This is a genomic window from Micromonospora sp. DT229, assembly GCF_049844505.1.
Lineage (GTDB): Bacteria > Actinomycetota > Actinomycetes > Mycobacteriales > Micromonosporaceae > Micromonospora.
The window spans coordinates 48,301-60,792 of sequence record NZ_JBNCLD010000021.1 but is presented as its reverse complement, the minus strand read 5'-3'; the positions used below and the strand labels follow the sequence as shown (position 1 = coordinate 60,792).

14 protein-coding genes are annotated in these 12,492 nt (G+C 70.1%); 6 read left to right on the top strand and 8 right to left on the bottom strand.

The genetic code is table 11. The features are described 5' to 3' along the window. Nucleotides 1–100: 100 nt before the first annotated feature. The 4 genes from ACLQ2T_RS25345 to ACLQ2T_RS25330 all read right to left on the bottom strand — a co-directional run bounded on the left by ACLQ2T_RS25345 (nucleotide 101) and on the right by ACLQ2T_RS25330 (nucleotide 4,370). Nucleotides 101–1,720, bottom strand: a complete 1,620-nt coding sequence (locus tag ACLQ2T_RS25345) for a cytochrome b N-terminal domain-containing protein (RefSeq protein ID WP_425768863.1) — start codon at nucleotides 1,718–1,720, stop codon at nucleotides 101–103. Further along, nucleotides 1,717–2,793: a ubiquinol-cytochrome c reductase iron-sulfur subunit gene (locus ACLQ2T_RS25340; protein ID WP_425768862.1), complete on the bottom strand. Its 1,077-nt coding sequence runs from the start codon at nucleotides 2,791–2,793 to the stop codon at nucleotides 1,717–1,719. The genes ACLQ2T_RS25345 and ACLQ2T_RS25340 overlap by 4 nt, the downstream gene beginning before the upstream one ends. Before the next feature lie 70 nt (nucleotides 2,794–2,863). Beyond that, on the bottom strand, nucleotides 2,864–3,703 hold the full coding sequence (locus ACLQ2T_RS25335; protein ID WP_425768861.1) for a cytochrome c: 840 nt from the start codon (nucleotides 3,701–3,703) through the stop codon (nucleotides 2,864–2,866). Nucleotides 3,704–3,770: 67 nt separating this feature from the next. Continuing rightward, nucleotides 3,771–4,370 carry an aa3-type cytochrome oxidase subunit III gene (locus ACLQ2T_RS25330; protein WP_327024767.1) on the bottom strand — a complete coding sequence of 200 codons (600 nt, stop codon included), beginning with the start codon at nucleotides 4,368–4,370 and terminating at the stop codon, nucleotides 3,771–3,773. A 108-nt stretch (nucleotides 4,371–4,478) separates the two neighbouring features. Here ACLQ2T_RS25330 and ACLQ2T_RS25325 point away from each other — a divergent pair, with 108 nt between their 5' ends. The 4 genes from ACLQ2T_RS25325 (at nucleotide 4,479) to ACLQ2T_RS25310 (ending at nucleotide 7,682) form a co-directional block, all read left to right on the top strand. Then, nucleotides 4,479–5,462, top strand: a complete 984-nt coding sequence (locus tag ACLQ2T_RS25325; protein ID WP_425768860.1) for a cytochrome c oxidase assembly protein — start codon at nucleotides 4,479–4,481, stop codon at nucleotides 5,460–5,462. A 175-nt stretch (nucleotides 5,463–5,637) separates the two neighbouring features. Then, nucleotides 5,638–6,033 (top strand): hypothetical protein, encoded by a 396-nt coding sequence (locus tag ACLQ2T_RS25320; protein WP_425768859.1) that lies wholly within the window; start codon nucleotides 5,638–5,640, stop codon nucleotides 6,031–6,033. Between the two features lie 80 nt (nucleotides 6,034–6,113). Continuing rightward, nucleotides 6,114–7,160 carry an anthranilate phosphoribosyltransferase gene (gene trpD, locus ACLQ2T_RS25315; RefSeq protein WP_425768858.1) on the top strand — a complete coding sequence of 349 codons (1,047 nt, stop codon included), beginning with the start codon at nucleotides 6,114–6,116 and terminating at the stop codon, nucleotides 7,158–7,160. 327 nt (nucleotides 7,161–7,487) lie between these two features. Continuing rightward, the gene (locus tag ACLQ2T_RS25310; protein WP_425768857.1) at nucleotides 7,488–7,682 is read left to right on the top strand and encodes a hypothetical protein; all 195 of its coding nucleotides are present in this window, start codon (nucleotides 7,488–7,490) and stop codon (nucleotides 7,680–7,682) included. Between the two features lie 242 nt (nucleotides 7,683–7,924). On the opposite strand, the gene ACLQ2T_RS25305 is transcribed toward ACLQ2T_RS25310, so the two are convergent. Together ACLQ2T_RS25305 and coxB are read right to left on the bottom strand one after the other, a co-directional pair. Beyond that, nucleotides 7,925–8,353, bottom strand: coding sequence for a cytochrome c oxidase subunit 4 (locus ACLQ2T_RS25305; RefSeq protein ID WP_425768856.1), 429 nt, complete (start codon nucleotides 8,351–8,353; stop codon nucleotides 7,925–7,927). Between the two features lie 10 nt (nucleotides 8,354–8,363). Further along, nucleotides 8,364–9,335 (bottom strand): cytochrome c oxidase subunit II, encoded by a 972-nt coding sequence (coxB, locus tag ACLQ2T_RS25300; RefSeq protein ID WP_425768855.1) that lies wholly within the window; start codon nucleotides 9,333–9,335, stop codon nucleotides 8,364–8,366. A 198-nt stretch (nucleotides 9,336–9,533) separates the two neighbouring features. Here coxB and ACLQ2T_RS25295 point away from each other — a divergent pair, with 198 nt between their 5' ends. Continuing rightward, complete coding sequence (locus tag ACLQ2T_RS25295) at nucleotides 9,534–10,685, top strand: cysteine desulfurase family protein (protein WP_425768854.1); 1,152 nt, start codon at nucleotides 9,534–9,536, stop codon at nucleotides 10,683–10,685. Continuing rightward, nucleotides 10,682–10,906, top strand: a complete 225-nt coding sequence (locus ACLQ2T_RS25290) for a sulfurtransferase TusA family protein (RefSeq protein WP_425768853.1) — start codon at nucleotides 10,682–10,684, stop codon at nucleotides 10,904–10,906. Before ACLQ2T_RS25295 ends, ACLQ2T_RS25290 begins: the two co-directional genes overlap by 4 nt. Before the next feature lie 47 nt (nucleotides 10,907–10,953). Here the strand turns inward: ACLQ2T_RS25290 and ACLQ2T_RS25285 are convergent, their stop codons facing one another. Both ACLQ2T_RS25285 and erpA read right to left on the bottom strand, forming a co-directional pair. Further along, complete coding sequence (locus tag ACLQ2T_RS25285) at nucleotides 10,954–11,931, bottom strand: carbohydrate kinase family protein (protein ID WP_425768852.1); 978 nt, start codon at nucleotides 11,929–11,931, stop codon at nucleotides 10,954–10,956. A 191-nt stretch (nucleotides 11,932–12,122) separates the two neighbouring features. Further along, nucleotides 12,123–12,491: an iron-sulfur cluster insertion protein ErpA gene (erpA, locus tag ACLQ2T_RS25280; RefSeq protein ID WP_425768851.1), complete on the bottom strand. Its 369-nt coding sequence runs from the start codon at nucleotides 12,489–12,491 to the stop codon at nucleotides 12,123–12,125. Between the last annotated feature and the right edge of the window lies 1 nt (nucleotide 12,492).

The following is a 12,492-nucleotide window of genomic DNA, read 5'->3' as shown; positions in this document are numbered from 1 at the left end:
GGGGGGGGCCACGCCGCGCGGGGGGGGGCCACCCCCCACCCGGGGGGGGCCGCCGCCGGTATCCCGGGGGCGGCCCCCACGTCCCACTATGCGCTTCGACTCAGCTGCGGCTGTCTCCGCTGCCGATCTCCTCCCGCTCGGCGCGGGACTCGACCGGGGGGTGTCCCGGGGAGACCGGCGCCTCGGCAGGCTTCTCGATCGGGTAGAAGAAGCCCCGGATGGCCGGGCCGAGGGCCCCCAGCCGGTTCATCTTCTTCGGCACGACCCAACCGGCGTACGGCAGCTCACCGTGCTCGCCGCCCGAGCTGAGCGGCTGGTGCACCTCGACGAACCGGCCGTCCGGCAGCCGTCGGATGATGCCGGTCTCCACACCGTGGGCCAGCACCTCCCGGTCGTGCTGTTGCAGACCCAGGCAGATCCGATACGTGAGGTAGTACGCCACCGGCGGCAGGACCAGCAGACCGATCCGGCCGGCCCAGGTCATCGCGTTCAGGCTGATGTGGAACTTGTCGGCGATGACGTCGTTCGCACCGGTCAGCGTCAGGATCACGTAGAAGGTGATGGCCATCATGCCCAGGGCGGTGCGGAACGGCACGTCCCGGGGACGCTGGAGCAGGTTGTGGCTGCGGTAGTCCTTCAGGTAACGCGCCTCCATGAACGGATAGAACAGGGAGAGCATCACCAGGATGCCGGGTAGCACCACGGTCGGCCAGAACAACGGCGGAATCACGTAACCGTCGCCGATCGGGATGAAGATCTCCCAGTCCGGCATCAACCGGGTCGAGCCGTCGAGGAACATGACGTACCAGTCGGGCTGGCTGGCCGCGGAGACCACCCAGGCCTCGTACGGGCCGAACAGCCAGACCGGGTTGATCTGGAACAGACCGCCCATCAGCGCGATCACGCCGAAGACGACCATGAAGAAGCCGCCCTGCTTGATCGCGTACCGGGGGAACATCCGCTCGCCGACGACGTTGCCGTTGGTCCGGCCCGGGCCCGGCCACTGGGTGTGCTTCTGCTTGAACACCAGCCCCAGGTGGGCGCTGATCAGCGCGATCAGCAGACCCGGTACGAGCAGCACGTGGGCGATGAAGAACCGGCTGATGATGATCGTGCCGGGGAACTCCCCGCTGAACACCGAGGAGGTCACCCAGGAGCCGATCACCGGGATGGACAGCATGATCGCCGAGGCGATCCGCAGACCGGTGCCGGACAGGCCGTCGTCCGGCAGCGAGTAGCCGGTGAAGCCGGCCAGGAAGCCGACCCAGAACAGCAGCGAACCGATGATCCAGTTGGTCTCGCGCGGCTTGCGGAACGCGCCGGTGAAGAAGACCCGCAGCATGTGCACCACGATCGCGGCCATGAACAGCAGCGCGGACCAGTGGTGCATCTGCCGCATGATCAGGCCGCCCCGGACGTCGAACGAGATGTCCAGGGTCGAGGCGTACGCGGCCGACATCGGGGTGCCCCGCAGCGGGGCGTAGCTGCCGTTGTAGATGACCTCGGTCATCGCCGGCTCGAAGAAGAAGGTCAGGAAGACACCGGTCAGCAGCAGGACGATGAACGAGAAGAGCGCGATCTCGCCGAGCAGGAAGGACCAGTGGTCCGGGAAGACCTTGTTCAGCAGCCGGCGCAGCGGGGTAGCCACCTGGAAGCGCTCGTCGACCGCCCGGCCGGTCTTGCCGGGCAACGCTGCCATGTCAAACTTGCGCCGCTTCACGGCCGCTCCCAGAAGTCGGGCCCGACGGGTTCGGTGTAGTCGGACTTGGCCACGAAGTAGCCCTCAGCGTCCACCTCGATCGGCAACTGCGGCAGTCGCCGGCTGGCCGGACCGAAGATGGGCTTCGCGTTGTCGGTGATCAGAAACTGCGACTGGTGGCACGGGCAGAGCAGCCGGTTGGTCTGCTCCTCGTACAGACTCGCCGGGCAGCCGGCGTGCGTGCAGATCTTCGAGTAGGCGGCGTAGTTGCCCCACATGTAGCCGCCGTGCCCCACCCGCTCGTTGTTGCGGCGCGACATCTCCGCATCGGCCTCGCGCAGGTGGATCAGCAGGGTGGGCGAGTCGGCGTGCAGGTTGCTCACCCCGTGCTCGATCCCGGGGAAGACCGTGATCTGGCCACCGGCGCTGATGTCCGCCGGCCGGATCGGGCGGCCGTCCTCGCGTATCAGTCGGATCTTCTGACCGTCCTGCGGGCTGAACCCGGTGGTCATCATCTGGTTGTTCTTGTGCGGGTTGGAGATCAATCCACCCACCAGCGGCGCTGCGGCGACCGCACCGACCGGCGCCAGGCCGGCCAGCAGCGACACACCGAGCAGCGGACGACGCTTCACGCCCAGTTCGTCGGCCATGTAGGCCATGGTCTGCCCGGTGATCCGCTGGTCGTCGCTGGAGACCGCGCCCTCGTGCCGATCCTGGATCGACACCTCCTTGGGCAGCAGCTTCTTGCCCCAGGTGAGGATGCCGAAGCCCAGTCCGAGCAGGGCCACGCCGAGGGTCAGACCGAGCAGCGGGGTGTAGAGCTTGTCGCCCCCGCGACCCATCTCGTACTCCCACGGCCACCAGATGTAGACCACCAGGAAGGCCGTCGCGGCCAGGCCGGTGAGCAGGAACATCGCGGCCACCGTACGGACCAGCCGGCGCTCGGCCTTGCTGCCCGGCATGACCTGCGGCTCGTAGTGGACGATCTCGATGTCGTCGCGACGGGCGCCCTCACGGACGATGTCGAACTGACTCAGCCGAGGGTCGTGCACGTCGACCTGCTCGTGACCCGGGTGGGCCGTGTGGGTGCTCATGCCGCCACCTCGCTCCGCTCGGCACCGGCCCGTGGCGGCACCACAGCACTGACTCGGGAGATCAGCTCGCTCACGACTTGCCTGCGATCCACAGGCTGGCGAAGACCAGCGCGACCATGCCGACCAGGAAGATCGCCACACCCTCGGTGGAGGGGCCGTAGCGGCCCAGGTTGAACAGACCGCCCGGGTCGGCGTCGTTGTTCAGCGACTTCTGGATGTAGGCGATGATGTCCGCCTTCTGCTCCGGGGTGATCTGGTTGTCGCCGAACACCGGCATGTTCTGCGGCCCGCTCAGCATCGCGGCGTAGATCTGCCGGTCGGTGGCCGGCGAGAGGCTCGGCGCGTACTTGCCGGAGGAGAGGGCACCGCCGCCGCCGCTGAAGGCGTGGCACTGCGCGCAGTTGATCCGGTACAGCTCGCCACCGAGGGCGACATTGCCGTCGGCGTGCAGGTTGTCACCCGCCGGCATGGTCGGACCGCCACCCAACTGCTGGATGTACGCGGCCAACTGGTCGATCTCGTCGGGGCTGAACACCTCGGGCTTGCGCTGCGCCTGGGCCTCCTGCCGAGCCATCGGCATCCGGCCCGTGCTGACCTGGAACTCGACCGAGGCCGCGCCGACGCCGATGAGGCTCGGCCCGCGCCCCTCGACCCCCTGCGCGTTGCGACCGTGGCAGGTCACACAACTCACGTCGAACAGCGCCTTGCCGTCGGCGGCGGCACCACTCAACGGCGGGTTGTCCTGCGCCGACGCGCTCGGAGCCAGAAGCGTGTACGCGCCGCCGGCGAGCATCAACGCGGCCACCAGCCGGACCGCGGCGCCCAGCCGACGGCGGCCCCTGCTGCGCGCCACGGGCCGCCCGCGCAGCCGCGCGAGCAGACCGCGTCGGCGGTCGTTGTCAGAAGTCATGAGCTGTGTCCTTAACCGGTTTGGACCTTGTCTCAGGGGGTGGAGCGACGGCGCGCGGGCGCCAAGATCACTGGAGCCAGTAGATCATGGCGTAGAGCCCGATCCACACGACGTCGACGAAGTGCCAGTAGTACGACACGACGATCGCCGAGGTGGCCTGCGCCGGGGTGAACCGGCCCATCGTGGTACGGATCATGAAGATCACGAAGGCGATCAGTCCACCGATCACGTGCAGGCCGTGGAAGCCGGTGGTCAGGTAGAACATCGAGCCGTAGCCGTCTTCGTTGATCTTGATGCCGTGGTGCACCAGCTCGCGGTACTCGTTCGCCTGGCCCATCACGAAGATCAGGCCCATCACGAAGGTGATCGTGAACCAGCGCCGCAGCGCGTGCACGTCACCCCGCTCCGCCGCGAACACGCCGATCTGGCAGGTGATCGAGGAGAGCACCAGGATCGCCGTGAAGGTCGTCGCGTACGGGACGTTGAGTACCGCGGTGTGCTTCTCCCACTGCTCCGGCGCCGCCGCGCGGATGGAGAAGTACATCGCGAACAGCGCCGCGAAGAACATGAGTTCACTGGAGAGCCAGACGATCGTCCCGACGCTGACCATGTTGGGACGCGTCAGAGAGTGGATCCGGCTCTTGTCAATGGCTGGGGCCGCAGTCACGCGGTCATTATTGCCCTTGACCACGGCACGCGATCAGCGGGGTGGCCAAACCCAGGTACAGATGGCCCGATCGGTACCGTCCGGTTCGCCTGACCTAGGCTGATTGGCGTGCTGCACGTCGATCCGATCTTCCCGGCCGTACCGGCCGCGCCGCAGCTCACGGCGGGCCTGACCGGCCCGGGTGGGGCCGCGACGCTGGCCGCCGAGGCCACCCCGCCACCCTTCTCGGTGACCACCGTGTTCACCGAGGCCAAGTTGGACAACTGGCTGGCCGTGGTCCTGGTGCTGGCCGCCGGTCTCTACCTCTACGGGGTACACCGCCTGCGGATACGCGGCGACCGGTGGCCGATCGCGCGTACGGTCTTCTTCCTCGGGCCCGGCCTCGGCGGCATCGCCTCGGTCACCCTCAGCGGGCTGCACGCCTACGACACCACCCTGCTGTCGGTGCACATGGTCCAGCACATGGTGCTGTCCATGATCTCGCCGATCTTCCTGGCCCTGGGCGCCCCGGTGACCCTGGCCCTGCGGACCCTGCCACCGGTCCCCCGCAAGCGGCTGCTCGCGGTGGTGCACAGCCGGATCGCGCGGATCTACACCTTCCCGCTGGTGGCCTTCGCCATCTTCGTGGTCAACCCGTTCGCGCTCTACTTCACCGACCTGTACCGCTACACCCTGGAACACGTCTGGGCGCACGAGCTGGTGCACGCGCACTTCATCATGACCGGCTGCGTGTTCTTCTGGCCGCTGCTCGGCCTGGACCCGCTGCCGGGCCGCTGGCCGTACCCGGCCCGGGCCCTGCTGATGCTGCTGTCGGTGCCGTTCCACACCGTGCTCGGCCTGACCATCATGCAGAGTTCCACCCTCTTCGGCGGCGACTGGTACCCCTCCCTGGGGTTGACCTGGGCCGATCCGTGGGAGGACCAGGTGCTCGCCGGGGGCATCCTGTGGGCCGGTGGCGAGTTCGTCAGTGTGACGATGCTCGCCGTACTGGTGGTGCAGTGGATGCGGCACGCCGAACGGGAGGCCCGGCGGGTCGACCGCGACCTGGACCGTCAGGAGGCCCGCGAGCGCGCCGCCGAGGCCGCCGGCTGACCTGTCCGCCCCTTGCCCGACCTCAGCGGGGGGCGTGCGGTGCAGGGCACCCCGACCGGTACGATCGGCCACGCAGCTACGAGGGGAAAGCCGTCTCGAAGCCATCAGCGGGCGGGTCATCCGGCTCGCCGCGATCGTCGGTGGCGAGCGGCAGGAAGCGAAGCGGAGTGTCGGCATGAGCGATCGTCTGTGCACCGTCCTGCTCTACAGCGACGACCCGCAGGTACGGGACCGGATGCGGCTCGCCGTCGGCACCCGCCCCGCGGCCGATCTGCGCATCGAGTACGTCGAGGCGTCCACCTACGCCGAGTGCGTCCGACTGGTCGACGACTACGAGATCGACCTGATGCTGCTCGACGGTGAGGCCTCCCCCGGTGGCGGCATCGGCATCGCCCGGCAGATCAAGGACGACTTCGAGAAGGCTCCCCCGACCTGCGTGGTGATCGCCCGCGCCGCGGACCGCTGGCTCGCCGCGTACGCCGAGGTCGACGCCACCCTGGTGCACCCCCTCGACCCGGTGACCGCGGCCGCCACGGTGACCGAAGTACTGCGGACCCACACCCCCGCCTGAGGCACCACACCGGCACCGCCACGGCGCCGGAGGAGCCGGCGCCGGTCCCCACCCGCACTCGTCTGCTCGGGAGGCCCGCTATGGGCGAACGGACCTGGCCGCACCTGCTCACCGCGCTGCTGCGCGGGGAGGAACTCTCCGCCGCCGACACATCCTGGGCGATGGGCGAGATCATGTCCGGCTCGGCGGCACCCGCCCAGATCGCCGGGTTCGCGGTGGCGCTGCGGGCCAAGGGCGAGACACCGGCCGAGGTGGGTGGGCTGGTGGAGGCGATGCTGAGCCGCGCCGTCCCGGTCGAGCTGCCCGAGCAGGTACGCGCCGGCGCCCTGGACGTGGTCGGCACCGGCGGGGACCTGGCTCACACGGTGAACATCTCCACGATGACCGCCCTGGTCGTCGCCGGGGCCGGGGTCACCGTGGTCAAGCACGGCAACCGGGCGGCCTCCTCCTCCTGCGGCACCGCCGACCTGCTGGAGTTCCTCGGCGTACCGCTGGATCTCGGTCCCGAGCAGGTGGCCCGGTGTGTGGCCGAGGCGGGCATCGGCTTCTGCTTCGCCGCCCGGTTCCACCCCGGGATGCGCCACGCCGGCCCGGTGCGCCGGGAGCTGGGGGTGCCGACCGCGTTCAACTTCCTCGGCCCGCTGACCAATCCGGCGCGCCCCCGAGCCGGTGCGGTCGGCTGCTTCGACGCCACGATGGCTCCGGTGATGGCCGCCGTGTTCGCCGCCCGGGGCGACTCCGTGCTGGTGATGCGCGGCGAGGACGGCCTGGACGAGTTCAGCACCGCCGCGCCGACCCGGTTCTGGGTAGCCCAGGGCGGCACCGTCAGGCAGGCCGTGGTCGACGCGACCGACCTGGGGGTACCCCGGGCCACCCTGGCCGACCTGCGCGGCGGTGACGCCGCGTACAACGCCCAGGTGGCCCGTCGCCTGCTGGCCGGTGAGCCCGGCCCGGTACGCGACGCCGTCCTGGTCAACGCCGCTGCGGCGCTGGCCACCCAGGGACCGCTGGACGGTGACCTGACCACCGCGCTGCGTCCCGGTCTGGAACGGGCCGCCGAGTCGATCGACTCCGGCGCCGCCGCCCGTACCCTGGACCGTTGGATCGAGGTCGCCCGCACCGCCTGAGCACCGGTGATTCCCACCTCAGCCGGCACCGGGCCGGACCGCAGCGACCACCCCCGGTGGACCCGCAGCGGTTGTCCCCGGTGTGGTCCGCAGCGGTTGTCCCCGGTGTGGTCCACGGCGGGTCATCCCGCAGTGGACCGCAGCGGGCTGCGGGGTGTACCGGCCGGCCTGGTCCCGGTGGTGGCCACGGCAGAAGTGTCAGGGCCGCGTGGGAAACTGCAGGTGAGTAATTCCCACGATCGTCGGCGGTGGTCGCCGCGACAGCCGGCCCGAGCGTCCCGCTGGGCGGCAGGCAAGGTCGCGGCCCAGCCGAACGGAGGAGTCATCATGGCCGAGCGTGAGCTGCACTGCGACACCTGCGGGGATCGCCAACTGTTCGAGGCCCCGCCCTGCCTCGACGGCCACGGCTCGACCTGCCCCGAACTGGCCTGCACCCGCTGCGGCAGCGCCCTCCTCCTAGCCCCCCTCCCTCCGATCACCCGCACCCTCCTCCCCCGCATCACCCCCCGCCAAGCCGCCTAACCCCACCCCCACCCCCACCCAACCCACCCTCCACACCCTCGCGCCTCCGCTTGCACGTCGATCTTGCACTTTCTGTCCCCGCAAAAGCCTCATATCACGACAGATAGGCGACCGAAAGTGCAAGATCGACGGGTGAGTGCGCGCCCTGGGCGCCTGCTGGCGGGGCGGGTGGGGTGGGTGTGGATGTGCGAAGGCCCGCCTCCCTGGGGAGGCGGGCCTTCGTGGGTGTCGGGAAGGGTGGGTCAGTGTTCGGCGGTGCGGCGGGTGCCGGTGTAGTACTCGAACAGCAGGCCACAGGCGGCGAAGATGACCGCTATCGCGCCGAGGCCCAGCAGCCACATCTGCCAGAACACCAGGCCCAGGCCGGCGATCGTGGCGGCCAGCGCCAGACCGAACGGCCAGTAGCTGCCGGGGCTGAAGAAGCCGATCTCGCCCGCGCCGTCGGCGATCTCACCGTCCGGCCGGTCCTCCGGACGCAGGTCGATGCGGCGGGAGACGAACCAGAAGAAGCCACCGCACATCGAGCAGAGCAGGAACGACAGCAGCAGAGCCACCGTACCGATCCACTCCACGCGGCCATCCGAGTCGGCCCAGGTCCAGCCGCCGTACAGGAAGGCCGCGAAGAGCAGGAACGCGGCAATGATCGAGAAGATGCGCCACTCGGTCTTCATGGCCGCCGCCTCAGCTTCCCGCGCCCAGCGGCGCGCTGCCCTGGTTGAAGTTGTCCTGGGTACGCCGCGTCTCGAACGGCTTGGTGGTGATCGCGTACGGCTCCTCACCGATCGCGGTCAACGCCTCCTGGGTGGTGGCACCGTCCTGCTTGGCCGCCAGGAAGCGGTCGAAGTTCTCCGGCGAGACGACCCGCAGCTCGAAGTTCATGAAGGCGTGGTAGCTGCCACACAGCTCGGCGCAGCGGCCCACGTAGGCACCCTCGGACTCCAGCGAGGAGACCTCGAAGACGTTGCGGATGCTGCCCGGGAAGACGTCCCGCTTGAACAGCATCTCCGGCACCCAGAACGAGTGGATGACGTCCTTGCTGGTCTCCTCGAACCGGATGGACCGGTTGCTCGGCAGCACCAGGATCGGGATGACCTCACTGGTACCCAGCACCGAGGCGGTGGTGTTGGCGTCCACACCCTGACCGTCGCGGTAGTTGAACTGCCAGTTCCACTTGAAGGCGACCACCTCGACGGTCACGTCGGGGTTGCGGGTGGTCTTCACCACGTCGGTCTGCACGACCGCGGTGTAGTAGAAGAGCACCGCGACGATCAGCACCGGGGCGATGGTGTAGAGGAACTCCATCGGCAGGTTGTAGCGGGTCTGCACCGGCAGCTCGTTACCGCGCTTGCGGTACCGCACCACGCACCAGAAGATCAGGCCCCAGACGAAGACACCGACCGCCAGCGCCGCGATGCACGAGGCGATCCACAGGTCGTACATCCGCCGGGCCTCCGGGGTGATGCCACCCTGCGGCCAGCCGAAGCCCCCGAACGCCGCTCCGACATCACAGCCCGTGAGCAGGACCAGCAGCGCCGCCCCACCGAATCCGAGCCCGGCGAGACGCCCGGCACGACGCCCCCGCCGCGCACCGGCTGGCGGAGATGCGCTGCGCCGTACGGCCGTCGGCCGTACCTCCGAACTCCTTGCGACCACCTGGTCCTGCCTCCCTAGCGCGCCGCGGTGTCTTTCTCGATCGGGCCGGCTCCGCCGAGCGGAGCCGCCACACCAGCGGCAAAGGCGTCACCGACGGTCGCAGATTACTCGACCATGACGGGCTCGACCCGGTTGGGGTCAGTGTCCGCCCCCAGATGGGGGATCTTGTCGCGGCCGAGGGCGATAGCGTGGGTAGATGTGATTCCATCCCCGGTCTACCTGGACGCGGCCACCGCCGCGCCGCTGCACCCGGTCGCCCGACAGGCGCTACTGGCCGCCCTCGATGACGGCTGGGCCGACCCCGACCGCCTCTACACCTCCGCCCGGCGGGCCCGTCAGTTGCTCGACGCCGCCCGCGAGGCCGCCGCGCAGACCCTGGGCGTACGCCCCGACGAGCTCTCCTTCACCAGCAGCGGTACGACCGCGGCCCACTCCGCCGTGCTCGGCGGCCTGCTGGGGCGACGACGGGCCGGTGGCGTGCTGGTCCACTCCGCGATCGAGCACTCCGCCGTGCTGCACGCCGCGCAGCGCCACACGGCGGGTGGCGGTGTCGCCGTCGAGGTGCCGGTGGACCGGCTGGGCCGACTGGATCCGGCGGCCTGGTCGACGGCGGTCACCGGCCCCGGGGTGGCGCTGGCCGCCCTGATCGCGGCCAGCCACGAGGTGGGCACGATCCAGCCGGTGGAGGCAGCGGCGGCGGCCTGCGCCGAGGCGGGGGTGCCGCTCTACATCGACGCTGCTCAGATGGTGGGGCGGATGCCGATACCGCAGGGCTGGTCGGTGTTGACCGCCAGCGCCCGAAAGTGGGGTGGCCCGCCCGGGGTCGGCCTGCTGGTGGTCCGCAAGGGCACCCGGTGGGAGTCGCCCTGGCCGGCCGACGAGCGGGAGTCGGGGCGTACCCCCGGCACGGTGAACCTGCCGGCGGTGGTCGCGGCGGCGGCCAGCCTGCGCGCGGCGGCGGCCGACGCGGCGGCCCAGGCGGCCCGGCTGGCGCCCCTGGTGGACCGGATCCGGGCCCGGGTGGCCGCCGAGGTGCCGGACGTGGAGGTGGTCGGTGATCCCGAGCACCGGCTGCCGCACCTGGTGACCTTCTCCTGCCTGTACGTCGACGGTGAGGCGCTGCTGCACGCGTTGGACCGGCGCGGCTTCGCGGTCTCGTCCGGCTCCTCCTGCACCTCCTCGACCCTGCGACCGTCGCACGTCCTGGAGGCGATGGGGGTGCTCTCGCACGGCAACGTCCGGGTCTCGCTGCACTCCGGCAGCACCGAGGCGGAGGTGGAGCGGTTCCTCGCCGAACTGCCCGGCATCGTCGCCGACCTGCGGGCCCAGGCCGGGGTGGTCGGGCTGTGACGGACGAACCCGACGAGGTCCTCGACTGTCTCGGTCAGCGGTGCCCGTTGCCGGTGATCGCGCTGGCCCGCCGACTGCCGGAGCTTCCGGTCGGCGCGGTGCTGCGGGTGTTGGCCGACGACCCGGCGGCGGCGGTGGACATTCCGGCCTGGTGCCGGATGCGCGACCAGGAGTTCCTCGGCACCACCGGCACCGCCCACCACATCCGCCGCCGACAGTGAAAGCAAGGGCACCTTGCTGACGAGGCCGAGAAACCGCGCGGCGGCCGTCAGGGCAGCAGGTGCGGGCGGATCTCGTCGGCGGCCTCGTCGCCGTACGACTCGGCCAGGCGCTTGACGAACAGGTCCCGCCGTACCTGGTACTCCTGGGTGCCGACGGTCTCCAGCACCAGGGCGGCGAGCAGCGAACCGACCTGCGCGGCGCGCTCCAGCCCGACCCCCCAGGACAGGGCGGTGAAGAAGCCGGCGCGGAACCCGTCCCCGACCCCGGTGGGGTCGACCGCCTGGGCCTCCCGGGCGATCGGCACGTGGATCGGGTCGATCTCCCGTCCCGCGATCTCCACCCCGTGCTTGCCCAGGGTGGTGACCCGGATCCGGACCCGGTCCAGCAGTTGATCGTCGCTCAGCCCGGCCTTGCTCTGTAGCAGCGACTTCTCGTAGTCGTTGGTCATCAGGTACTCGGCGCCGTCGATCAGCCCCACCACATCCCCGCCGTCCATCCGGGCGAGTTGCTGTGAGGGGTCGGCGACGAACGGGTAGCCGCGCTCCCGGCACTCCTCGGAGTGGCGCAGCATCGCCTCCGGGTCGTTGGCGCCGACCAGCACCAGGTCGAGCCCGCCGAGGCGCTCGGCGACCGGCCGCAGCTCGATGTTGCGCGCCTCACTCATCGCGCCGGCGTAGAAGGAGGCGATCTGACACATGTCGGTGTCGGTGGTGCAGACGAAACGGGCCGTGTGGGCCACCTCGCTGACGTGCACGGAGTCGCAGTCCACCCCGTGCCGCTCCAGCCAGGAGCGGTAGTCGGCGAAGTCGGCGCCGACGGCACCGAGCAGCACCGGCCGCATACCCAGCTGCCCCATGCCGAAGGCGATGTTGGCCGCCACCCCGCCCCGACGCAGCACCAGGTCGTCCACCAGGAAGGAGAGCGACACCTTGTGCAGTTGGTCGGCGATGAGCTGGTCGGCGAACCGACCCGGGAAGCTCATCAGGTGATCGGTGGCAATCGAGCCGGTCACTGCGATCTTCATGGCAGCCCTCAGGGTCGGCGGCAGAGCTCGAACAGCCTATCGCCCTCCGGCCCCCGACCTACCACTCCGTACGAGCCCAAGCTCCGGCCCTGGTCAAGATCCTCAGAGCCTCGCCATCGGCCCTCCGCCGAGACCAGGAACGACTGAGGGGGCCGGCCCGATGGACCGTCCCCCTCAGTCGTGAAGTCGACTCAGTTGAAGGAGTCCCCGCAGGCGCAGGAGTTGCCCGCGTTGGGGTTGTCGATGGTGAAGCCCTGGGCGTCGATCCGGTCGGCGAAGTCAATGGTGGCGCCGGCCAGGTACGGAGCGCTCATCCGGTCGACGACGACCTCTACACCGTCGTAGTCGGTGACGACGTCACCGTCGAGGGAACGCTCGTCGAAGAAGAGTTGGTATCGCAGGCCGGAGCAGCCGCCTGGCTGCACGGCGACCCGGAGCCGCAGGTCGTCGCGGCCTTCCTGCTCGATCAGGGCCTTGACCTTCTGCGCCGCGACGTCGGTGAGGACGACGGACGTGGGGGCCTGGGCCTCGGTCGACTCGGTCTGCGCTGGCGTGGTCACG